This is a genomic window from Sphingobacterium wenxiniae, assembly GCF_900116225.1.
Lineage (GTDB): Bacteria > Bacteroidota > Bacteroidia > Sphingobacteriales > Sphingobacteriaceae > Sphingobacterium > Sphingobacterium wenxiniae.
Window position 1 is genome coordinate 71,000 of the sequence record NZ_FOZZ01000010.1, and the last position, 23,533, is coordinate 94,532.

Annotated in this window: 20 protein-coding genes; 19 read left to right on the forward strand and 1 reads right to left on the reverse strand. The window is 39.6% G+C overall.

Annotation, left to right across the window (positions count from 1 at the left end):
- Positions 1-3: 3 nt before the first annotated feature.
- Positions 4-771, reverse strand: a complete 768-nt coding sequence (locus BM375_RS13185; protein ID WP_093366725.1) for a ParA family protein — start codon at positions 769-771, stop codon at positions 4-6.
- Between the two features lie 699 nt (positions 772-1,470).
- Between BM375_RS13185 and mobA the strand changes: the two genes are divergently transcribed.
- The 19 genes from mobA (at position 1,471) to BM375_RS13280 (ending at position 23,518) form a co-directional block, all read left to right on the forward strand.
- Entirely contained in the window at positions 1,471-1,914 is a 444-nt protein-coding gene (gene mobA, locus BM375_RS13190) for a conjugal transfer protein MobA (RefSeq protein ID WP_093366727.1), read from the forward strand.
- Positions 1,911-3,206, forward strand: a complete 1,296-nt coding sequence (gene mobB, locus BM375_RS13195; protein ID WP_093366728.1) for a conjugal transfer protein MobB — start codon at positions 1,911-1,913, stop codon at positions 3,204-3,206. The genes mobA and mobB overlap by 4 nt, the downstream gene beginning before the upstream one ends.
- Positions 3,207-3,307: 101 nt before the next feature.
- Positions 3,308-5,308 (forward strand): conjugal transfer protein MobC, encoded by a 2,001-nt coding sequence (gene mobC, locus BM375_RS13200; protein ID WP_093366730.1) that lies wholly within the window; start codon positions 3,308-3,310, stop codon positions 5,306-5,308.
- A 91-nt stretch (positions 5,309-5,399) separates the two neighbouring features.
- A complete protein-coding gene (locus BM375_RS13205; RefSeq protein WP_093366731.1) occupies positions 5,400-5,990 on the forward strand; it encodes a TetR/AcrR family transcriptional regulator in 591 nt (196 codons plus the stop codon).
- A 14-nt stretch (positions 5,991-6,004) separates the two neighbouring features.
- Positions 6,005-6,469, forward strand: a complete 465-nt coding sequence (locus BM375_RS13210) for a hypothetical protein (protein ID WP_093366733.1) — start codon at positions 6,005-6,007, stop codon at positions 6,467-6,469.
- A gap of 18 nt (positions 6,470-6,487) precedes the next feature.
- On the forward strand, positions 6,488-6,997 hold the full coding sequence (locus tag BM375_RS13215) for a hypothetical protein (protein WP_093366734.1): 510 nt from the start codon (positions 6,488-6,490) through the stop codon (positions 6,995-6,997).
- A 20-nt stretch (positions 6,998-7,017) separates the two neighbouring features.
- Complete coding sequence (locus tag BM375_RS13220) at positions 7,018-7,911, forward strand: 3-hydroxyacyl-CoA dehydrogenase (protein ID WP_093366736.1); 894 nt, start codon at positions 7,018-7,020, stop codon at positions 7,909-7,911.
- 89 nt (positions 7,912-8,000) lie between these two features.
- Positions 8,001-8,303, forward strand: a complete 303-nt coding sequence (locus BM375_RS13225) for a cupin domain-containing protein (RefSeq protein ID WP_093366737.1) — start codon at positions 8,001-8,003, stop codon at positions 8,301-8,303.
- Positions 8,304-8,351: 48 nt separating this feature from the next.
- Positions 8,352-9,215, forward strand: a complete 864-nt coding sequence (locus tag BM375_RS13230; RefSeq protein WP_093366739.1) for a helix-turn-helix domain-containing protein — start codon at positions 8,352-8,354, stop codon at positions 9,213-9,215.
- A gap of 124 nt (positions 9,216-9,339) precedes the next feature.
- Positions 9,340-9,549 carry a heavy-metal-associated domain-containing protein gene (locus BM375_RS13235; protein ID WP_093366831.1) on the forward strand — a complete coding sequence of 70 codons (210 nt, stop codon included), beginning with the start codon at positions 9,340-9,342 and terminating at the stop codon, positions 9,547-9,549.
- A gap of 12 nt (positions 9,550-9,561) precedes the next feature.
- Positions 9,562-11,487, forward strand: coding sequence for a heavy metal translocating P-type ATPase (locus BM375_RS13240; RefSeq protein ID WP_093366740.1), 1,926 nt, complete (start codon positions 9,562-9,564; stop codon positions 11,485-11,487).
- 132 nt (positions 11,488-11,619) lie between these two features.
- Positions 11,620-12,207: a DUF6448 family protein gene (locus BM375_RS13245; RefSeq protein ID WP_212611682.1), complete on the forward strand. Its 588-nt coding sequence runs from the start codon at positions 11,620-11,622 to the stop codon at positions 12,205-12,207.
- A 249-nt stretch (positions 12,208-12,456) separates the two neighbouring features.
- Positions 12,457-12,846, forward strand: a complete 390-nt coding sequence (locus BM375_RS13250; RefSeq protein WP_093366743.1) for a hypothetical protein — start codon at positions 12,457-12,459, stop codon at positions 12,844-12,846.
- 80 nt (positions 12,847-12,926) lie between these two features.
- Positions 12,927-17,270: a CusA/CzcA family heavy metal efflux RND transporter gene (locus tag BM375_RS13255; RefSeq protein WP_093366744.1), complete on the forward strand. Its 4,344-nt coding sequence runs from the start codon at positions 12,927-12,929 to the stop codon at positions 17,268-17,270.
- Positions 17,271-17,282: 12 nt separating this feature from the next.
- Positions 17,283-18,416, forward strand: coding sequence for an efflux RND transporter periplasmic adaptor subunit (locus tag BM375_RS13260; protein ID WP_093366746.1), 1,134 nt, complete (start codon positions 17,283-17,285; stop codon positions 18,414-18,416).
- A 1-nt stretch (position 18,417) separates the two neighbouring features.
- Positions 18,418-19,167 (forward strand): phosphatase PAP2 family protein, encoded by a 750-nt coding sequence (locus tag BM375_RS13265; protein WP_093366747.1) that lies wholly within the window; start codon positions 18,418-18,420, stop codon positions 19,165-19,167.
- 4 nt (positions 19,168-19,171) lie between these two features.
- Positions 19,172-19,738, forward strand: coding sequence for a cytochrome b/b6 domain-containing protein (locus tag BM375_RS13270; protein WP_093366748.1), 567 nt, complete (start codon positions 19,172-19,174; stop codon positions 19,736-19,738).
- A gap of 138 nt (positions 19,739-19,876) precedes the next feature.
- Positions 19,877-21,001 (forward strand): chromate efflux transporter, encoded by a 1,125-nt coding sequence (gene chrA, locus BM375_RS13275; protein ID WP_093366750.1) that lies wholly within the window; start codon positions 19,877-19,879, stop codon positions 20,999-21,001.
- Between the two features lie 15 nt (positions 21,002-21,016).
- Entirely contained in the window at positions 21,017-23,518 is a 2,502-nt protein-coding gene (locus BM375_RS13280) for a cation-translocating P-type ATPase (protein WP_093366751.1), read from the forward strand.
- The last annotated feature ends 15 nt before the right edge of the window (positions 23,519-23,533 follow it).

Sequence of the window (23,533 nt, forward strand, 5' to 3'; positions counted from 1 at the left end):
TTTTTATAGATGCGTTATTTTTAAAAATTCCTCTACAAACAGATCCATTCTCGTTGCCTTCAACAGTTGTGTTTCGGCAGGCAGCAAACTTGATCTGAACACGTAGTTGCTTGTATCGTCCGTTTCCTTACGAAAGCGCTTGCTATCCATTATTCTTGTTTCCATAATGGGCAGGTTAAGTTCTTTGATAACACTTTGATACGCCTCGTACAAACCAGTTTTTTCCCTGCCATCCACTTGATTCCAGAATAGCCAAAGCTCCTGGTTATCGTTGCCCTCAACAGTTTTTGGAAGTTCAAGAAAGGCTTTGGTAAAGCCCAACGTGCTTTCTACTACCAAACGGTCGGCGGTTATGGGCGAAAATATAAAATCCATCATTTTCAAGGTCGTCAATACACCTTTGGTATTAGCTGTTCCCGGCAGGTCGAAGAAAATAACGTCCGGTACAACTGTCGACTGTTCTACATATTCCGAAGCTCTTTCCAACGCATTTTCAGCCTTGCTTTTGATAATTGGATATGCCTTTTTGTTAATAGTCTGAAATTGCTTCATTGCCACCTTTTTGTGGTACTCATTCTGCATTATGGTTTTCTTGTCCCGCTCACGCATATTGGTCAGGCTGTGTTGCGGAAAGTCACAATCCATTACCAAGACATTATAACCTAACCGGTAGTGCAACACACTTGCCAGCAAGGTGGTCATCGTAGATTTTCCCACACCGCCTTTTTGGGTGGAGAAGCTGATTTTTAAAGTTTTCCTTGTTGTTTCCATTATTTAAAAATTTATTGTTATATACTTTACTTATTTAGCAGGTTTGCATATTCGTGTATTTGAATATTCCCTCATTACCAAATTCCTGCATTACTTCTTTGGTGTTTTCCTGTACGGCTTTTTGCTTTCCTCACAGCCTTGTCGGGTAAATTCTTTGGCAAGTGGTAAGGCTTACAAAAGGTAAAATGCTTTACCGCTTTTATGCTTTTACACTTTTATAGTTGTATGCTTTTAAAACCTTATGCTTTTACGCCAAATTGACTGTATGCAAACCTGTTTTTCTTCTTTGTTGTAATACAATTTTTACTACCTGCACTAAAACCGTACGGCAAATAAAACGAATAACTTATCCGCTCTATGATGTGTGGCAGTGTTTGGCGTTCAAAGGCAGTGTTTGGCACTGTTGTACAATGCAATCCTTTCGTAAAGAGGGCTTTACTTTGTGTAATGAATTTTATTAACGGATTTATGCAAAAGCACCTCGACAAAATGGACACGACACAGGACGGCATCGAGCCGCTTTTCCCTGTTACATTTAATCCGTCACGAAGTGCGGATTTTTGTGTTCATCAGAACACGGCAAGTTGTGTTTTGAGGCACTCTAAATAGAATTTAGTGCTTCAAAACAACTTGCCCTTTGCAGGGGGCAGAAAAAACCTCCGAAGTCGGCTTTTCGTGTAGATTATAAATGGATTAGTGATGAATGAGAACAGTAACAGAAAACAGAATAAGGGCGGTCGCAAGCCAAAGCTCAATCCCAGCACCCACCGCCACGTTTTCCGATTGACAGATGAGGAAAATGCCAAACTTTTATCGCTTTTTGAAGCATCGGGAATGCCCAATAAAGCCAAGTTTATCATTTCACAGGTATTCGGAAAGGAAATGAAGTCGGTTAAAATTGATAAAGGAACCGTTGATTTTTATATGCGACTGACCTCGTTTCACAGTCAGTTTCGGGCAATAGGTGTCAATTATAATCAGATTGTAAAGCTGTTGTACCGCCATTTTTCGGAGAAAAAAGCAGCTGCATTTCTTTACAAATTGGAAAAACAGACGGCAGAAATGGCAATGTTATGTCAAAAAGTTATTCAGCTAACCGAAGAATTTGAAGCCAAACACCTGAAAAAACAGCGTGAAAAATGATAGCGAAAATCGGAAGAAGCGAAAATCTGTACGGTGCCTTGGCGTATAATAATCTGAAAGTTGAAAAGGAAAACGGACAAATTCTGTTCACAAATAAGATAATTGAAACGCTAAACGGAGCATATACCGTTGCTCAACTGACCCAATCTTTTGAGCCGTACCTCATCGCAAATCGCAATACACAATATCATACCTTGCATATTTCGCTCAATCCCGACCCGAAAGATAAAGTTAGCGATGATAAGTACCGGGAAATGGCACAGGAATATATGCGAGAAATGGGTTACGGCGAACAGCCTTTTGTGGTTTTCAAACATACCGATATTGACCGTAGCCATATACACATTGTATCGGTCTGCGTGGACGAGCAAGGCAAAAAGATTTCAGATAAATTCGAGAAAATGCGGTCAATGAATGTGTGCCGAGAGTTGGAAAGAAAACACCATTTAATACCTGCCACAGATAAGGAGCGTAACCAAACAGGCAAGGTTTTCCGTCCGGTGGATTATCGGGCAGGCGACGTAAAAAGTCAGATTGCTTCGGTCATTCGACACCTGCCGAACTACTACCAATTTCAGACTTTGGGAGAGTATAACGCTTTGCTTTCCCTGTTCAATATTACCACCGAAAAAGTGGAGGGCGAACTGCACGGAAAGGCACAGCAGGGTTTATTGTACATTCCGTTAGACGAGAAAGGCGAAAGAGCCGGACACCCGTTCAAGGCTTCACTTTTCGGAAAGAACGCAGGGCTTCCGGCTTTGGAATTGCATTTTACGAAATGCAAAACAACCCTGAAAGATACCTCGACCAAACAAACCTTACAATCAGCCGTTACCATTGCCCTGCAATCTACCAACAACGAACAGGCTTTTAAAAAGCAATTAGGGGGACAGGGCATTAACGTGGTAGTCCGCAGGAACGATGCAGGTCGTATTTATGGTATAACATTTATAGACCACAATTCTAAATCGGTCTGGAACGGCTCACGTTTGAGCAAGGAACTTTCTGCCAATACCTTTAATGATTATTGGAACAATAACATCAAAGCGGATATTAAAGAGACTGCCAAGCCACAAAAGAGGTCCGTTACACCAAATGATACGAACGAACTACCTGCGGAACAACCGCACCATTTCTTTGACTTTCTAAACACCGAGCCGAAGCAGGAAGACGGTTTGATAGAAGCCTTTGGCGGTTTGCTCATACCCGATGCACAGGGCGAAGATTACGAGGAACAGGACTTTGTCAATAAGATGAAGAAGAAACGGAAACGCCAAAGAGGTCAGCGATAGAAATCAGCCAAACATCGCCACGCAATGCCAACGCCTGCCACATTCTTATAGCCAATAAATAGAGCCTTTAAATTCACGCCCGAACATTAAAACTGAAAAAAATGCAGGGAGAAGACGATTTAAGAGGACTTGCCAAGATAATGGCATTTATGAGGGCAGTGAGTATTCTATTGGTACTTATGCACCTTTATTGGTTCTGCTACGGGTTCTTTTTAGAACGTGGCTGGACATTAGAAATAATCAACAAAATACTGGGAAATTTTCAGCGAACGGCAGGGCTGTTTTCGCATACCTTATATACCAAAGTGTTTGCCTTGGTTTTATTAGCTTTAAGCTGTTTAGGAACAAAAGGCGTAAAAAATGAAAAAATAACGTGGGCTAAAATTTATGTTGCTTTGGGAATTGGTTTTGTTTTGTTCTTTTTTAACGCACCTTTATTAAAGTTATCTCCGGCAATAGGAACATTCCTATATATGCTGACTATCTCTTTAGGTTATATCGCCTTACTGATGGCAGGCGTTTGGATGAGCCGATTGCTTCGTACCAATTTGATGGACGATGTTTTCAATAATGAAAACGAAAGCTTTCAGCAGGAAACCCGGTTGATGGAAAATGAATATTCTGTCAATCTTCCTACCAAATTCTATTATAAAAACAAATGGAATGACGGTTGGATAAATATAGTGAACCCTTTTCGGGCAACGATTGTGCTGGGTACTCCGGGTTCGGGAAAATCGTATGCCGTCGTAAACAATTACATCAAGCAGCAGATTGAGAAAGGGTTTAGTATGTATATCTATGATTTCAAATTCGATGACCTTTCTACCATTGCTTATAATCACTTACTGAAGAACAGGGATAAATACAAAGTTCAGCCAAAATTTTACGTGATAAATTTTGACGACCCACGCAAGAGCCACCGTTGCAATCCACTTAATCCCGATTTTATGACGGACATTTCTGATGCTTACGAAGCGGCATATACCATAATGCTAAACCTCAATAGGTCGTGGATACAGAAACAAGGGGATTTTTTCGTGGAAAGTCCTATTATCCTTTTAGCCGCCATTATTTGGTATCTTAAAATATACGATAACGGTAAGTATTGCACCTTTCCCCACGCCATAGAATTACTAAATAAAAAGTATTCGGACGTATTTACGATACTAACTTCATACCCGGATTTGGAAAATTACCTTTCTCCCTTTATGGACGCTTGGCAAGGGGGAGCACAAGACCAATTACAAGGACAGATCGCATCTGCAAAAATCCCTCTGTCAAGAATGATTAGCCCGCAACTGTATTGGGTTATGACAGGCGATGATTTTTCATTGGACATCAATAACCCGAAAGAGCCGAAGATTTTGTGCGTGGGCAATAATCCTGACCGCCAAAATATTTACTCCGCAGCATTGGGATTGTACAATTCAAGGATTGTTAAGTTCATCAATAAAAAAGGGCAATTGAAGAGTTCGGTTATCATCGACGAATTGCCCACAATTTATTTCAGGGGATTGGATAATTTGATTGCAACTGCGAGGAGTAATAAGGTAGCGGTATGTTTGGGCTTTCAGGATTTTTCCCAGCTAATCCGTGATTATGGAGATAAAGAAGCTAAGGTCATTCAGAATACCGTAGGTAATGTTTTCAGTGGACAGGTTGTTGGAGAAACGGCAAAGAGCCTTTCTGAACGCTTCGGAAAAGTGTTGCAGAAACGCCAGAGTATGACTATCAACCGTAACAATAAATCAACTTCTATTTCGACACAATTGGATAGCCTAATACCTGCCTCTAAAATATCTACACTTACGCAGGGTATGTTTGTGGGTTCTGTATCAGATAACTTTGATGAACGTATCGAACAAAAGATATTTCACGCTGAAATTGTAGTAGATAACGAAAAGGTAGCTTCCGAAACCAAAACCTATCAGAAGATACCACAAATCCTGTCTTTTGTAGATGAACAGGGCGAGGATAGAATGAAAGAGCAGATTGAAAGCAATTACCGTCTGATTAAGTCCGACATTCTGCATATTGTAGAGAACGAGATAGAACGTATCAAGAATGACCCCAACTTACAACATTTGGTGCAGGAGAACTAAACATTAAAGTGCCAAATATTGTCCATTAAAAAACTATTCCTATCTTTGTGAGTGAATACTAACTAATGGTTTTGTATAGTGAATATATATTATGGAAAAGTTTAGCAATAGGCAAATAGAAATAATGGAAGCGGCAACAAATAGGATTTCAAAATTCGGGATTCAAAATTTGACCATAAAAACACTTGCCGAAGACATCGGTCTATCTGAACCGGCATTGTACCGGCATTTTAAGAGTAAAAATGAAATCTTGTTGAATTTATTGGAGTATTTCCAAACAGAAATGAAAAGCCGCATACAGTCTATTCCATTTGAACCCAGTGCTACTGAAGGAGATAAACTAAGAAAGATTTTCCATTCACAACTGCAAACCTTTTCCGATAAGCCGGCAATAGTTAGTGTTATTTTTGCCGAAAGCATTTTTCATTACGACGATAGGCTGAGCAAAAAGGTATCGGAAATTATAAATATGATGCAGGAATTTGTAAACGCGAATGTTGATACAGGTCAAAAAAACGGGACATATAAAAAATTAATCGGTGCTTCCACAATCACAACCATTATTGTAGGAGCAATGAGAATGGCGGTTTTGAAATGGAAATTATCAGGTCATAAATCAAACTTGGTAAAAGACGGAAAAACAGTCCTGAATGGAATTTTAAAAATGATTGAAAACAAATAAATACAATTTAAGCGATGAAAAAAACGATTTTATTAGGAATGAGCGTAATGCTTTTTTGGAGTTGTAACAATGCAGGAAAAACAACTTCCTCCGAAGAAACAAAAGTACAAACAGAAAACCACTCAGCGCACCAACACCTTGAAAGTTCCGATGCAGTTGAACTCGACAATGGCGAAAAGTGGCTTGTGAATGAAGAAATGAAACCCTTTGTACTGAAAGGAGAAGAATTGGTCAGTACCTATATCCAAGACAATCAAACGGATTTCAAAGCCCTTGCCGAGCAACTAAAAGACCAAAACACCCAGCTCATAAAAAGCTGTACAATGACGGGTAAGAGCCACGATGAATTACACAAATGGCTGCATCCACATCTTGAAATCGTGAAAACATTGGAAAATGAAACAGATGCTACAAAAGCAAATGAAGTTGTAGATCAATTACAATATTCTTACAAGGAATATCACGAATATTTTCAATAAAATTTAAGACCATTTGATATGAGAGGATTATTTGTACTATTAGTATTGATAAGTTTACTAACAGCCTGTACCCAATCAAAAAGTGGGGAACAGGCTTTACAAAATCAGATCGATAGCCTGAAAGCAGAATTAGATAATGCTTACAAACCCGGATTTGGAGATTTTATGGGAAGCATCCAAACCCGCCACAGCAAGCTGTGGTTTGCCGGAGCGAATGAAAACTGGGAATTGGCAGAATTTGAAATGCACGAGATGGAAGAGATTATCGAAGATATCCGAGCCGTTTACCCCGATCGGGAAGAAACACAGTCTTTACCTATCATTGAACCGAGCCTCGAAACAGTAAACAATGCGATTAAACAACGAGATGCAGAAGCATTTAAAAAGGGATATTTAACACTTACGAATGCTTGCAACACTTGCCACCAAGCAACAAAAGTTGAGTTCATTAAAATAAAAATACCAACTATTCCTTCCTATAGCAATCAAGATTTTAAGAAATTGGTCAACAATGATAGAATAGAATAATAATTTTAAAAAGTAGATTTATGAAAATTAAAAATGTAACAATTGCCGGAACGGGAGTTTTAGGTAGTCAAATCGCTTTTCAATCAGCATTTAAAGGATTTAATGTTTCGATTTATGACATTAACGATGACGCATTAGAAAAAGCAAATGAAAGACTTATTGTCTTAAAAGGGCGGTATGTTGAAGATAATTATGGTACGAAAGAAGAGGTTGACAATGCCTACAATCGTATTTCACAATACACCGATCTAGCAAAAGCTGTAGAAAATGCAGATTTGGTCATTGAGGCAGTACCGGAATTGCTTCCTATAAAACAAGATTTCTACACGAAATTGTCAGCGGTGGCGAATGAAAAAACCATTTTTGCATCCAATTCATCTACGATGACACCGAGTCAGATTGTAGATTTCACAGATCGCCCTGAAAAGTATTTGCATCTGCATTTTGCGAATGAAATATGGAAACTTAATATTGCCGAAATCATGAAGCATGAACGTACTTCAGACGAGGTGTTTGAGACTATAATTGAGTTTGCTAAAGATATTGCCATGATTCCGATTCCACTTCATAAGGAGCAGCCTGGCTATGTTTTAAATACACTTTTGGTTCCTTTCCTGAAGGCGGCCATGCAATTAGCTGCTGATGGAGTTGCCGATCCAAAAGTGGTTGATAAGACTTGGATGATTTCCACAGGTGCTCCAATTGGACCATTTGCATTTTTAGATATTATCGGACCAAATACGCCGTATAATTTGTACAAAGCATGGGGTGATCAAGGAGATGAGCTATCCGCTAAGGTTGCTGCATGGATTAAGTCGGAATACTTAGATAAAGACAGAATGGGAACGGCTAATGGAAAAGGTGTATATGATTATCCGAATCCAGCTTATCAAACTCCAGATTTTTTAAAATAATTTAGTTCAGTAATTGTGCCATCAAAGACGATGGCACAATTTGCAACCTATTCGATCAATCAAAAAAATAACACAATTAAAAATAAATTATGGAAAAAATTATCATCCCAACGGTAAGCGTTTTGGCGACAGGTACTGACTTTGCAGCCAAGCAAATGCAAGCCAATGCCAACGAAGTAATGCCACTTCATCACGCCAATTTAGAATCCATTCTTTTTATTTATGAAGGAGAATGCATCCTGCGAATGAATGACGAAGAACTTTTGCTAAAACCGGGTGAGGCGGTGGTTATTCCACCACTTATCAAGCACCAAATCAAAGCAGTAAAGGATTATAAAGGGATTCATTTTATGCCCAAAGACATCAAGTTTGAGTTTTTTAAAAATGTTTAATGTTTATTTTCAATCTTTATTGTGATATGAGTTTTAAAAGTCAACTTTATGAAGCCAATCCCTTATATCGAATATACAAAGCTGGAGGCAAGACACCTGCGTTCAGACAAGTGGTTTTATATGTCGCATCTCAGCAATGCCTGTGCTTCTGAAGATGCTCACCGAACATCGGCTTATGCTATTTGTCTGCTGAGTGAAGGCGAATTACAACTGGAATCTGATTTGTTCGTGCATAAAACCAAAGCTCCTGCCATCTTTACCCTTGCACCTTCGGCGATTCGGAAATTTACAGATCTCGGGTCAGCCTATGATGCACAGATTTTGTTCTTTCGGAAAGAAGTTTTTTTGGAAGGACAAACGGATATTACTTATTTAGATAAATTTGATTTCTTTGAAAAAACGGGCGAACAAGTAATTAAATTGGATGATGCACTTTTTGGTCAGTTTAAATCTTATTTTGAATTAATTCATCAAAAATCAAGTGAAAGCGCACCCCATACTTCGGCAATTATCAGAAGTTTGATTTATATTATTCTCAATGAAATTGATGATGCGCACCAAAAACAAAATCCGGATACCGATCAGGAAACGGATAAAAATGCGCATATCCTCACGCAATTTAAAAGTCTGCTGTCTGAACATTTTATAGAAGAAAGAGAAGTGTCGTTTTATGCGGATAAATTGCACTTGACGCCTAAATATTTCTCAACGCTCATCAAAGAAGTCAGCGGTAAAACTGCCGGTGCCTGGATCAATGAGATGGTTTTATTAGAAGCTAAAGTCCGCTTGCAAAACCATAAACAAAGCATCGCTCAGATTGCTTACGACCTCAATTTTTCTGATCCATCCCATTTTGGCAAATTCTTCAAAAAACACGCGGGCGTAAGTCCGAAGGAATACAGAGAGGCTTAGGAAATTCTCAAAATCCGACTTTTATACCATTACCCCCTACTTTCAGCTCTTCCAAAAGGCTGAGTCTGTTCCTATCTTTGTATTGAACAAAAAAGAAGTATTAATCATTAAAATAAAAAAAAAGATGAAAACAATAAGAATTCAATTAGAAACCCTTACCTGCCCGAGTTGTATCAACAAAATTGAAGGGGTACTTAATAAACAAACCGGAGTGGATGAAGCGAAGGTAATGTTTAACTCAAGTAAAGTGAAAATAACCTATAACGAGGAAGAAACCAATCCTGAAGAAATCTCTGCAATAATAGAGAAACTGGGATATCCTGTTTTATCATAATTTATAGTAGCAATGAATATAAACACAAAAACTAGAAATATATTAACCCTGGTTTCTGGCGGATTGCTGTTGGCGGCTTTGGCCGTGTACCTATTAACCCCCGGAAGCCTTGCACAAGACATCATTTTGATTGTTGCCGCGATTCTTGCGGGAGTTCCCATTGCAATAAAGGCTTTTCAAGCACTTCGAATGAAAGCTTTCAGCATTGATTTGCTGGTAACGATCGCCGTGGTTGGTGCAATGATTATCGGTGAATACACAGAAGCCGCAGTCGTTTCGTTTCTGTTTTTGTTTGGTCACTACCTAGAAGGACGTACCTTACAAAGAACAAGAGCCTCCTTAAAATCGCTGATGGATATGGCGCCGCTTGAAGCTACAATTTTAAAAAACGGCGAACGCATCACCATCCCTGCGGAGGAAGTGCAAATAGGCGATCACGTCATTGTACAACCCGGAGGAAGAATTCCCGTGGACGGAAAAGTGATTACGGGACAGTCTTTAATTAACCAAGCAGCTATTACTGGTGAATCGGTTCCTGTAAATAAAACCAAAGGCGATCAGGTGTTTAGCAGTACGGTTTCGGACAACGGATATTTGGAAATCCTCGCTGAAAAAGTGGGCGACGACACGACTTTTGCTAAAATCATCGAATTGGTGGAAGAAGCACAAGAAACCAAAGCCAAAACGCAAAAATTTATGGAGCGATTTGCCGCTTATTACACCCCGGGAATTATTATTCTCTCGGTGATAGTTGGCCTCATCACGCTGAATGTTCACTTGGCATTAACCTTTTTGGTAATCGCTTGTCCAGGTGCTCTGGTTATTTCAGTACCGGTGTCCATTGTTGCCGGAATCGGGAATGGTGCCAAAAATGGAATCCTTATCAAAGGTGGAGATAAAATGGAAAATCTTGCCAAAGTAAACACCCTTGTATTTGATAAAACAGGAACACTTACAAAAGGAAAACCCGAGGTAACAGATATTAAAGCCTATGGAATTTCAGCTGATGAATTATTGCAATTAACAGCTGAAGTGGAAGTTACTTCTGAACACCATCTCGGTAAAACCATCGTCAAAAAAGCCGAAGAAAAAGGACTTAAATTAGTTCATAATCCTTCAGACGTGGAAATTATGAAAGGTCACGGTCTGCGGGCAATGTTAAACGGCCAGCAGATTTATGTCGGAAATAAATCAGGTGCAGAAAAACTCGGAATTGCCATTGACATTGAAGCAAATGAATATATGCTTCAACAACAAAAAAATGGAAACACTTCGGTTTTCATTGCCAGAGACAAGGAAGTAATTGGGATTATTTCTATTGCCGATCAGGTTCGGGAAGAAGCTCCTGCAACTATGGATCAATTGCGAAAAGCCGGAATCAACGACTTAATGATGCTCACTGGTGATAATGAATTGGTTGCCCAAAAAGTAGCCCATCAATTGGGAATCGACAAGGTTTATGCGGAATTACTCCCCGAAGACAAAGTGAGTAAAGTTACTGAACTAAAAACCTCAGGACGAAATGTGGCGATGATTGGTGATGGAATTAACGATGCCCCCGCAATTGCCCCCGCAGATGTTGGAATTGCAATGGGTGGAACAGGAACCGATGTAACAATGGAAACAGCAGATATTATTTTGATGTCGGATAAATTGGATAAACTGCCGTATGCCATCAAACTCGCCAAAGCCACCATCCGCAATATGAAGCAGAACACTTACTTTGCTTTGATCACTGTTGCGCTGTTGTTGGTGGGAGTTTTGACAGATAAAATTCATCTGGCTTCAGGGATGTTGATCCACGAAATAAGCGTGATACTGGTCATTCTCAACGCCGTTCGCTTGGTAGGATTTCCGAAGTATCAGGTATGGTTTAAATGGCTGAATTTTAACGCCAAAAAACAAAAGGAACATACTGAAACGCAACTGACTGTATAGGTTTAAGAAAAGACAGCTTCCGACTTCTATACCAATAGTGTCAACCAATGTACTTTATATAAACTCGGTTAAACTCTAACTTTGTACAAATAAATCATTCAATAACATTTAAAATTAATAGATATGAAAACAATGAAAAAATTTAAAATGAGACTGGGAAAAATAGCCCTTTTGCTGGGTGTTATGATGACCTTCTCGGCAACTGCATTTGCGCACTGTGATTCTTATGACGGTCCGGTAATTCAGGATGCATATAAAGCTTTGGAAATGAAAGATGTAACCTATGTAATGAAGTGGATAGCGCCCGAACACGAAACGGAGATAAAACAACTTTTTGGTAAAACAATTGATTTGAAAAACGGCGATGCGAAAATTTACAGCATCGTAGAAAAGCATTTTTTGGAAACCCTCGTCCGGTATCACCGGGAAACCGAAGGTGCACCATATACCGGCTTAAAACCGGCAGGTTCCACTGCTCCAATCGTACAAATGGCTGATAATTCGATTGCCAATAAAGATGTAAAGCGTTTACTCACAGCGCTGGACAAACACATTAAAACAGTAGTCCAAGAGAAGTATGATAAAGTAATGAAATTGGAAAAAGTAAAAGACAATTCCGTTACCGAAGGAAGAGCTTATGTAGCTGCTTATGTTGATTACACCCATACTTTAGAGGCATTGGAGACAGTATTATCACACCAAAGCGGTCACCATCATTAACAGCTAAAAAAATCGTTACGCACCGAAATGCTCTTTAAAGACGTTGCTGGTATGTAACGATTTTTACTTTATTATCAGGTAAAAATGGGAAAACAGACCTGAGCGGAATTTTAAATATCAAATGATTTTGTTTGTTAATTTCAATATTCACATCAGCACTTTAATTAGACCAAATATAAATTTTCATAAAATCAACATAACCTATGAGCTGTCAATCAACACGTTTAAATAAATACATACCTTTGTAGTATGAAAAGATTATTGGCAATATTTTTTCTTTTTACCTTTCTGAGTGCAAATACGGCATTCGGAGAGCTACTGAAATTGCCAATGCTTGTACAACATTATTTGGAACATACCAATGAAGATAAAGACGTTACCATCTTCAAATTTTTAGTGCAGCATTATACGGGAGGGATCAATCACGACCATCGGGAAAACCACAACCACCACGACCAACTGCCGTTTAAGGCTATTGATGGCCACTTCTCGTCGGTTGTTTTCATTGCTGCATCGCCTTCTATTGTGATTTCTCACAACACTTTAGTTGTGACAGTTGTAAAATTACCTGCTTACAGCCAGCAAAACTATTCAAACACATATCTGAACAGCATCTGGCAACCGCCACGCTTTAGTTAATCATTTTTTGAATGAACGATAGGCTTTTTACTATGCCTGTCGCAATTGTACATTTCTCAAAACGATTAATTAAATGAATTATGCTGAATAAAATCATTGAGTTTTCAATAAAGAACAAACTCATCATAGGGCTGTTTGTACTTGCCCTTATTGGTTATGGAATTTACGAAGTTAGAAAGCTTCCAATTGATGCCGTCCCCGATATAACAAACAACCAAGTGCAGGTGATTACGGTAGCTCCTGCATTGGGTGCTCCCGATGTGGAACGCCTCATTACTTTCCCTATCGAACAGGTCAACAACAACATTCCGGGACTGATAGAACTCCGCAGTTTTTCACGCTTTGGATTGTCCGTGGTAACGATTGTTTTTGAAGATGATATCGACATTTACTGGGCAAGACAACAGGTTTCTGAACGATTGCAACAGGCTCAGGAGCAAATCCCCAAAGGTGTTGGGACACCTGTCTTAGCACCCGTTACCACAGGATTGGGCGAAATTTATCAATACACCGTTCGCCCGAAAAAAGGTTACGAAGACCAATACAATGTGATGGAATTACGAACCATTCAGGACTGGATTGTCCGGAGGCAATTGTTGGATGTAAAAGGCGTAGCCGAAGTGAGCAGTTTTGGCGGATACCTCAAGCAATACGAAGTAGCGGTCATTCCCGAAAAACTGATGGCATACAATATTACCATTGGCGATGTATTCACTGCTTTGGAAACCAACAACCAAAATACGGGTGGCTCTTATATAGAAAAAGGTCCTACCATTTTATTTATCCGCAGCGAAGGATTAGTCGGCGGTATGGAAGATATTCGGAATATCGTCGTTAAAAATCTGCCCAACGGAATGCCATTATTAATTCGTGATGTAGGCGAAGTTCGTCTGGGAAGTGCTCCACGATACGGAGCAATGACATATAATGGCGAGCAGGAAGTATCTGGAGCGGTAGTGATGATGCTGAAAGGCGAAAACAGCAACGAAGTCATCAAAAACATCAAAGAACGCATTACCCAGATCGAGAAAACACTGCCCGAAGGTGTTATGATTGATGCTTTTCTGGACCGTACCAAAATGGTAAACAATTCCATCAGTACCGTAACCACTAACCTGCTGGAGGGGGCTTTGATCGTGGTTTTTGTGTTGGTACTGTTCCTGGGCAATTTCAGGGCAGGATTGCTCGTAGCTTCGGTAATACCGTTATCTATGTTGTTTGCGATAATCCTGATGAACACCTTTGGTGTGAGTGGTAACCTTATGAGCTTGGGAGCCTTGGATTTCGGATTGATTGTGGATGGAGCTGTGATTATCGTGGAAGCGGTTTTACACAAGCTATCCCACAGTAAAGTATTTAAAAATGTCAATAAACTTACACAGTCCGAAATGGACGAAGAGGTGAAAACTTCTGCATCGGGAATGATGAACGCAGCTGTTTTCGGACAGATTATCATCCTGATCGTTTATCTGCCCATTTTTACCCTGCGGGGCATTGAAGGAAAAATGTTTATGCCGATGGCACAGACCGTAGTTTTTGCTTTGTTAGGTGCTTTTCTGCTTTCCCTCACCTATATTCCGATGATGAGTTCCCTGGTTTTGAGCAAAAAAATCTCGCACAAACCCACATTTTCGGATAGGATGATGAACCGTTTGGAACGTTTTTATCAAAAATACCTGACCAAAATATTACGTCGTCAAAAAATGGTTTTGGCAACTGTTTTAGGATTGTTTGCGGTTGCCGTTTTCATATTCACAAGATTAGGAGGAGAATTTATACCGGCATTGCCCGAGGGCGATTTTGCAGTGGACACCCGGGTTTTGCCGGGTAGTAATCTGAATACTTCGGTTGAAGCGGTCTCAAAAGCATCTAAAATTATCCTCGAAAAATTCCCGGAAGTGGAAAAAGTAGTCGGAAAAACAGGAAGCAGTGAAGTACCAACCGATCCGATGGCGGTGGACGCATCGGATATGATGATTATTCTGAAACCACGCAAAGAATGGACTTCCGCTAAAACCTATACCGAACTGGAAGCTAAAATGTCCGCAGCTCTGGAAGCCTTGCCGGGCGTTTCCTTCGGTTTTCAATATCCTGTGAATATGCGTTTTAACGAACTGATGTCCGGAGCGAGGCAGGATGTGGTGGTGAAAATCTTTGGTGAGGATTTGGATACACTGGCAACTTATGCAGCTCAATTGGGGAGATTAAGTAATTCAGTAGAAGGCAGTGAGGCGGTTTATGTAGAATCCGTAACCGGAATACCCCAAATAGTGATTGAATACAATCGTTCTGCTATTGCACAATACGGTTTGAACATCAGCGATATTAACCGGGTGGTTAATGCCGCTTTTGCCGGAGAAAGCAGCGGAATGGTTTACGAAGGCGAAAGACGTTTTGATTTGGTGGTGCGTTTGGCGGGCGAAAAACGGAAAAATTTAGAAGATGTCCGGCAACTATTGATTACTACCCCACAAGGGGCACAAATTCCGTTGAATACTGTTGCCAACGTGGATATTGTGGAGGGACCCAATCAAATCCAACGGGATAATTCGCAACGAAGAATTATTGTAGGGTTTAATGTTCGGGGCAGAGATATTCAAAGCACAGTAAGTGAATTGCAGAAAAAGGTGGAAGAACAAATAAAACTGCCTCCGGGGTATTACATCACCTATGGCGGAGCTTTTGAGAATTTAGAAGCGGCAAAAGACCGACTATATGTTGCCGTTCCGCTTGCTTTGGCACTTATTTTTCTGTTGCTGTATTTTGCCTTTGGTTCGGTGAAACAAGGCTTGCTCATATACAGCACAATTCCACTTTCGGCCATTGGGGGAATTTTTGCGTTAGCAATCAGGGATATTTCATTCAGTGTCAGTGCCGGCATTGGTTTTATCGCTTTGTTTGGTGTGGCGGTGCTCAACGGAATTGTATTGATGGCAGAGTTTAACCGACTGACAAAGCGAGGTTATACAAATCTGAAACGCATCGTGATTATGGGAACCAAAACCCGTTTGCGTCCCGTATTAATGACCGCATCGGTTGCTTCACTTGGATTTTTGCCTATGGCACTCAGCACAGGCGAAGGTGCTGAGGTGCAAAGACCATTAGCGACTGTAGTGATTGGCGGTTTATTGATTGCCACTTTTTTAACTTTATTTGTTTTACCCATTATGTATATGCTTACGCACAGAAAAATAGCTGTCAATAAAAAACTGGTTGCGATGCTTGTGGTACTTTTTGCTTTTTCTTTTCAGGAAATGAACGCTCAAACACCCATCACGCTACAACAAGCGATTGACACGGCTTTGGCCAATAATCTTTCGGTCAAAACAGAACGCTTGAGAAATGAATACCATCAAAAACTGATAAAATCGGGAACAGCAATTCCGGTAACGGATGTTTTTGGTGAATACGGACAAATCAATGGTATTTATAACGATACCCGGTTTGGGATTTCCCAAACGATCAACTTTCCAACTGTTTATAAACGACAAAAAGAATTGCTGACCGAGGAGTGGAAAAGTAGCCTGTTGAACACTGACGTTCAGGAAGCACAACTCAAAAAGCAGGTTTCACAGGTTTTCTATACGCTGGTTTACCTGCATCACAAAAGAGAGCTGTTGCAAAAAACCGATACGCTGTTTGCAGAATTTTTGAACAAAGCTACCCTTCGTTTTAAAGCCGGAGAAAGTAATGTTCTGGAAAAAACAACTGCCGAAAACCAGCGTGGACAAATGGCCTTGCAACTGTTGCAGTTGGAAAAAGACTGGGAGATTGTGCAGTTGCAGTTTCAACTTTTGCTGAATACGGAAAAAGATTTTGTTCCAATGGAAGATGCTGATTTAGGTATTCCATTTTTAGAAAATGACAGTTCTTTATTGACTTCGCATCCTGAAATACAGTTTTTGAAACAGCAACAACAGATAGCCAATGCTGTTACCAAATCAGAGCAATCAAAATTATTGCCTGACCTTTCTTTTGGATACAACCTGATGGGAATGCGTGGAATGGGACCGGACGATAAATTATACAATAGTACACCGCAGTTCCATTCGATACAAATTCGCTTGGGTATTCCAGTTTTTACGGGTAGTCAAAAAGCAAAAATCAATGCAGCAAAAATCAATGAAAATATCGCTGCCAATGAATACGAATGGAAGTTGAAAAACTTTGAAAATGCGTATCATTCTGCTTTTATGGAATATCAAAAATTTGAAGAAATGGTTCGTTATTTTGAAAGCACAGCCTTGAAAAACGCAGCAACCATTACTGAAACAGCCGAAAAGCAATTTCTGAACGGTGACATCAATTATTTGGAATGGGTGCTTTCAATCAATCAGGCGATCGGCATTCAAAGTGATTATATCGAAGCGGTAAAAAATCTGAATACTGCTCTTGCTGAACTTAATTTTTACAACAATCAATAAAATCCCGGAAAAATGAAAAATATAATTTTAATCATAAATATAGCACTGTTACTCACTTCCTGCGGAAATGACAACAAACAGAGCGATGCAGAAAATGAGCAGCCAACGCAGGAAAACACCCTTACGCTTACGGATGAACAGTACAAAAATGCGGCAATTGAAACAGCTAAGATTTTCACGTCCAATATTTCTTCAGTACTCAGATTAAACGGAAAGATTGATGTACCGCCACAAAGTTTGGTTTCGGTTAGTGTTCCGTTGGGTGGTTATCTGAAATCAACAAAATTACTGCCCGGAATGCACATCCGCAAAGGGGACCCATTGGCAGTAATGGAAGACATACAGTATATACAGTTGCAACAGGATTATTTAACCACAAAAGCCCAGTTGAGTTTAACAGAAAGCGAGTACAACCGCCAGAAAGAGCTGAACCAAAGCAAAGCCACGAGCGATAAAGTGTTTGAGCAAGCAAGAACGAATTATCAAACGCAGTTGGTTTTATTGAAATCGCTGGAAGAAAAACTGAAATTGATAGGCTTAAATCCGCAAAGAATACGTACCGGTACCATTTCAAAAAGCATTAATATTTATTCACCGATATCGGGTTTTGTATCGGAAGTAAACGTTAATATTGGGAAATATGTAAACCCAAGTGATATACTCTTTGAGTTGGTAAACCCTAATGACATTCATTTGAAATTGACCGTTTTTGAAAAAGACATCAATAAACTTGATGTGGGGCAAAAATTGTTGGCATACTCCAACAACCATCCGCAGACAAAATATCCTTTGGAAGTCATTCTCATCAGCAAAAACATCTCCGGTCAGAATGCTGCTGAAGTACATTGCCAGTTTGAGCAGTACGATAAAAATTTACTTCCAGGAATGTTTATGAATGCCGAAATAGAGGTTTCTGCCCATAACGCTAATGTGCTTCCTGAAGAGGCGATTGTTCGGTTTGAAAACAAACACTATGTTTTTGTGGAGAAAGGAAAACAAACTTTTGAAATGAAAGAAGTGCAAACCGGAAATGCTGAAAATAATCTTGTCGAAATCATCAATGCCGAGCAGTTTGATAATGAAAATATCGTGGTCAAAAATGCTTACACACTCTTAATGGCACTGAAAAATAAAGCAGAAGATTAAGATGAAACCTATATTGTTATTGATTACTTTCTTGTATGCGTTGAGCTTAAAAGCTCAAACAGTAGGCAAAGACACATTAAGCATTGAAGATAAAGCGTATAAATTTTCGGCAAAGAAACTGATCGTTCCTTCTGTTTTGATTTCATACGGAGCATTGAGTTTGATGTCTGATGATTTAAAGTCATTGAACCAGTCCACACGCTACGAAACACGGGAACATATCATTGCCGGAGCAACCATAGACAATTATATGCAATATGCTCCGGCAGCAGCGGTATATGGACTTAATCTTGCCGGAGTTAAAGGAAAACATAATTTTAAAGATAGAACCATTATCTATGCTACGTCTCAATTAATCTCTGCAGCATTGGTATTGCCCACAAAACAATTCGTAGGCGAAGAACGCCCCGATGGTTCCAATAATTTTTCTTTTCCTTCCGGACATACGGCTACGGCTTTCTCATCAGCCCATTTTATGTTCAGGGAATATAAGGACAGTAATTTCTGGCTTAGCATATCAGGGTATCCTCTGGCAGCTATGACAGGAATATACAGGATATTCAACGATAAGCATTGGGTCGGTGATATTGTTGCGGGGGCAGGTATTGGTATCTTGTCCACCGAGATTGCCTATTGGCTGTTTCCTCTCACATCGAAATGGTTTTCGTCGAAAGAAGAAAGTGAAGCATTGTCTGTTGTTCCTTTCTATCAATCCAAAGCTGTTGGACTTACAATTATTAAAACATTTTAAAACAATGAAAACAATTATTAAGAAAGAGTTTACTGTAACTCATAGAATATTGCATTGGATAATGGCTTTTGCAATGCTTGTGTTATTTCTCACCGGTTTTCTTCGTATGAACTGGATGAATAAAAAACATATAATCGGTATCATCGAAAGTAAAACAGATTTATTAGCCAAAGAACAGTCAATGGAAATTGCTAAAAGCATTCTTGAGCCTATGTGGCAATGGCACGAAGTATTTGCACACATTATGATATTTTCATTCCTTGCAAGAATAATTTATATGTTGGCAAAAGGCATTCGTTTTCCAAATCCGTTTCAAATCAAAATACCGCTTAAAGAACGGTTACAGGGTTTTACTTATGTGTATTTTTATCTTTTTGTATTCATTTCTGCCGTTACGGGTATTTGTATCAGACAAGGATTTTTTCCACAATGGAAAGAAAATATTGAAGCTGTCCATAAATGGGGTGTTTATTGGTTTCCTATTTTTATTCTATTGCATTTTGTGGGAATTGTCATTGCTGAATTATCCAGTAAAAAAGGAGTCACCTCAAAAATGATTGGTGGGGATTAAAGAAAAATTTTGATATTGATAAGCCAAAATACTTTACAATAATATAACCTATCGACCTTATATATTTTGGAAAAATATATATTAATTAAATGATTATGAACCGTAATAACCAATAATTTTAACGCAAAGATTTCATTAGTGAGCGAACATAACAACATCAAAGAAATTGCCCGACTTTTTCTGAAACTGGGATTTACGGCATTTGGTGGTCCTGCTGGTCATACTGCTATGATGCGGGAGGAAGTTGTAGTGAAAAGAAATTGGTTATCCGAGCAGCAATTTCTTGATTTGATGGGAGCTACAAATTTAATTCCTGGTCCCAACAGTACTGAACTCGCCATACATATTGGTAAAGAAAAAGGCGGCTGGAAGGGAATGCTTGTTGCCGGAAGTCTTTTTATTCTTCCTGCCGTACTTATCACGGGGATTTTTGCTTATTTGTACAAAATATATGGACAACTTCCTCAAGTCGAACCATTTGTTTATGGTATCAAACCCGCAATTATTGCCATTATTTTGGCAGCAGTCTATCCATTAGGCAAGCAATCTGTAAAATCTAAAGAGTTGGCTATTGTTGGATTATTGGTTTTAATTTTTTCATTTTTTGTGCAAAATGAAATCTTATTAATGTTTGGTTTCGGTTTACTATTTATGCTTTATAAATCACTTAAAGAGAAGCATACACTCAACAGTTTTTTCCCGATTCCGTTCTTGTCCATTCCCTTAATGACCACAATTTCTGTTACCAACCTCAAACTGTTTTGGATTTTCCTAAAGATAGGAGCAGTTTTGTACGGAAGTGGTTATGTGTTGTTTGCATTTTTAGATTCTGAACTCGTGACCACAGGTATTTTAAGTCGCCAAGAACTGATTGATGCCATTGCCGTGGGGCAGTTTACGCCCGGCCCCGTTACGTCTTCGGTTACATTTATTGGTTATCAAATCAATGGAATTTGGGGTGCAATTATCTCAACATTTGCTGTCTTTTTGCCTTCTTTTATTTTCGTCGCATTATTGAATCCAATTTTGAAATTTTTACGAAAATCAACACGTTTCTCTTCCTTTTTAGATGCAGTAAATATTGCTTCGGTAGCACTCATTATTTCGGTCTGCATCATTATGGGAAGAGAAGTAATAACCGACTGGCGGACGATATCCATTGCAATCATCAGCCTTTTTCTAACCTTTGGCTTCCGAAAAATAAGCTCCGTCGTTATCATACTTCTGGGGTCTTTGACGGGCTATTTATTACATCTAATATAATTAAAATATAGTTTTATGACACCCTATAACATTCCCAAACACCTGACCGGACTTTCGGAAGAAGATTTGAAAATCTCTCGAAACGATTTCGGCTTCAATCAGGCAGATAACGTGAAGAAAAGTGCCTGGTACACGATGCTATTGGACATCCTGAAAGAGCCGATGTTGCTTTTGCTCATTGCCGTGGCGATTATTTATGTGATTGTGGGCAATTATTCCGAAGCAATTTTTATGTTGGGAGCGATTATAGCCGTTTCGGGTATTTCGTTCTATCAGGACAATCGTAGTAAAAAGGCATTGGAAGCCTTGGAAAAACTGAACGAACCGCTCAGTACCGTTATCCGAAATTCAAAAGTAATACGAATCCCTACCCACGAAATTGCCGTGGGCGACTTGTGCATTACCGAAGAAGGAAAGATGATCAATGCGGATGGTGAGATTGTGCACAGCAATGATTTTTCGGTCAATGAAGCATCGCTAACAGGGGAAAGCTTTTCGGTGTTCAAAAGTCAGGAAACCGAAGACCGGAAAGTATATAGCGGTTCGTTGACCGTTTCTGGACTGGCGGTTTTTAAAGTGGAAAAAATCGGTGCGGAAACCAAGCTGGGAAAAATCGGACAATCCATTCAGAACATCAAAGGAGAGCAATCTCCCTTACAAATTCAGATTACAAAATTTGTCAAATGGATGGCAATCATCGGCATTGTTGTTTTTTTATTAGTTTGGGCATACAGTTTTTGGCAATCAAGAGATATTATTGAAAGTTTATTGGTTGGACTGACTTTGGCGATGTCCATTTTGCCGGAAGAAATCCCTGTGGCTTTTACCACTTTTATGGCATTGGGAGCCTGGAAACTGATGCGAGAAGGAATTATCATCAAGCGAAGCAGTGTAGTAGAAACATTGGGGAGTACCACGGTGATCTGCGCAGACAAGACTGGCACCATTACCGAAAACTCAATGCACTTGAAAGCTTTGTTCGATTATAAATCCAATAATATTTTTGACGAAGCTGATTTTAACTCACCCGAGCTTTCAGAACTCATTGCGTTTGCGATGTGGAGTAGTGAACCTGTTCCGTTTGATCCGATGGAGAAAACGCTGCATCAGGTTTATGAACAAACTCAAGCTGATGACCAACGGAAGAACTTCCAAATGATACACGAATATCCCCTGGAAGGAAAACCACCGATGATGACGCATCTTTTTGAAAATGACCAGGGCGAAAGAATTATTGCCGCCAAAGGTGCTCCCGAAGCCATACTTGCCGTATCCAATCTCTCAGACGGCGAAAAAGAAAAAATGCGCCAGCATATCAGCGATTTTGGCAAACAAGGCTATCGGGTATTGGGTGTAGCCAGGTCAAATTTTGAAGGAAAAGATTTCCCCGAAAAACAATGGGATTTCAACTTTGAATTCTTAGGATTTACCGTGTTTTACGACCCACCAAAGAAAAACATTCAGCAAGTTTTCCAAAAAATATACGATGCCGGAATTAAAGTAAAGGTGATTACAGGCGACAATGCCGACACCACTAATGCGATTGCCCAGCAAGCGGGAATTATCAATGAAACTCCGGCCGTAAACGGAGCAGAAATGATCCATCACACCGAAACGGAATTGATTGAACTTTCAAAGAAAACAACTTTATTCACTCGGATGTTTCCCGAAGCAAAATTAGCGATGGTCAATGCGTTCAAAAAAGACGGCGAAGTCGTGGCGATGCTGGGTGATGGTGTGAACGATGCTCCTGCACTGAAAGCCGCTCATATTGGTGTAGCAATGGGAAGCAAAGGAACGGAAATAGCGAAAGCAGCAGCTTCATTAGTGATTACCAATGATGATTTGGACAAACTCATCACAGGAATTGCCGCAGGCAGGCGTATTTATGCCAATATCAAAAAAGCCATTCAGTATATTATCTCCATTCATATTCCGATTATTCTAACAGTTTCTTTGCCTTTGTTCCTGGGCTGGATTTATCCGCATATTTTCACGCCTGTTCACGTTATTTTCCTGGAGCTGATAATGGGTCCTACTTGTTCCATTGTCTATGAAAACGAACCGATGGAAAAAGACACAATGCAACGAAAACCCCGGAAAATGACCGAAACTTTTCTGAACTGGAAGGAATTAAGCATCAGCATTATTCAAGGCTTACTCATTACGGCAGGTGTACTGTTCGCATACCAGTTAACCGTACAAAACGGAGGCGATGAAGTAACCACCAGAGCGATGGTTTTCACGACCTTGATTTTCGCCAATATCCTGCTAAGCCTGGTTAACCGTTCGTTTGTGTACAGTGTTTTTGACAGTTTCAAATACAAAAACAACTTATTCCCAATCATTATCGGTGCCACTTTGGTGCTGCTTCTTGCGATATTGTATATCCCTATTTTTGCCGATTTCTTTCACGTTACCGGATTAAACATTCAGGAATTGGGCATTGCGTTTTTAATTGCAGCAGCTTCTGTGTTGTGGTTTGAATTGTATAAATGGATAAAAAGAAAGAGGTAAGGCATTTTTTTAAGA

Bases quoted from the DNA above. Each gene is read 5' to 3' on its own strand.
- BM375_RS13270 (WP_093366748.1), top strand. From the start codon at position 19,172: ATGAAAACAATTATTAAGAAAGAGTTTACTGTAACTCATAGAATATTG.
- mobA (WP_093366727.1), top strand. From the start codon at position 1,471: ATGAATGAGAACAGTAACAGAAAACAGAATAAGGGCGGTCGCAAGCCA.
- BM375_RS13260 (WP_093366746.1), top strand. From the start codon at position 17,283: ATGAAAAATATAATTTTAATCATAAATATAGCACTGTTACTCACTTCC.
- BM375_RS13245 (WP_212611682.1), top strand. From the start codon at position 11,620: ATGAAAAAATTTAAAATGAGACTGGGAAAAATAGCCCTTTTGCTGGGT.
- BM375_RS13215 (WP_093366734.1), top strand. From the start codon at position 6,488: ATGAGAGGATTATTTGTACTATTAGTATTGATAAGTTTACTAACAGCC.
- BM375_RS13250 (WP_093366743.1), top strand. From the start codon at position 12,457: ATGAAAAGATTATTGGCAATATTTTTTCTTTTTACCTTTCTGAGTGCA.
- BM375_RS13265 (WP_093366747.1), top strand. From the start codon at position 18,418: ATGAAACCTATATTGTTATTGATTACTTTCTTGTATGCGTTGAGCTTA.
- mobC (WP_093366730.1), top strand. From the start codon at position 3,308: ATGCAGGGAGAAGACGATTTAAGAGGACTTGCCAAGATAATGGCATTT.
- BM375_RS13205 (WP_093366731.1), top strand. From the start codon at position 5,400: ATGGAAAAGTTTAGCAATAGGCAAATAGAAATAATGGAAGCGGCAACA.
- BM375_RS13240 (WP_093366740.1), top strand. From the start codon at position 9,562: ATGAATATAAACACAAAAACTAGAAATATATTAACCCTGGTTTCTGGC.
- BM375_RS13210 (WP_093366733.1), top strand. From the start codon at position 6,005: ATGAAAAAAACGATTTTATTAGGAATGAGCGTAATGCTTTTTTGGAGT.
- BM375_RS13230 (WP_093366739.1), top strand. From the start codon at position 8,352: ATGAAGCCAATCCCTTATATCGAATATACAAAGCTGGAGGCAAGACAC.
- BM375_RS13225 (WP_093366737.1), top strand. From the start codon at position 8,001: ATGGAAAAAATTATCATCCCAACGGTAAGCGTTTTGGCGACAGGTACT.
- mobB (WP_093366728.1), top strand. From the start codon at position 1,911: ATGATAGCGAAAATCGGAAGAAGCGAAAATCTGTACGGTGCCTTGGCG.
- BM375_RS13185 (WP_093366725.1), bottom strand. From the start codon at position 771: ATGGAAACAACAAGGAAAACTTTAAAAATCAGCTTCTCCACCCAAAAA.
- BM375_RS13235 (WP_093366831.1), top strand. From the start codon at position 9,340: ATGAAAACAATAAGAATTCAATTAGAAACCCTTACCTGCCCGAGTTGT.
- BM375_RS13220 (WP_093366736.1), top strand. From the start codon at position 7,018: ATGAAAATTAAAAATGTAACAATTGCCGGAACGGGAGTTTTAGGTAGT.
- BM375_RS13255 (WP_093366744.1), top strand. From the start codon at position 12,927: ATGCTGAATAAAATCATTGAGTTTTCAATAAAGAACAAACTCATCATA.
- BM375_RS13280 (WP_093366751.1), top strand. From the start codon at position 21,017: ATGACACCCTATAACATTCCCAAACACCTGACCGGACTTTCGGAAGAA.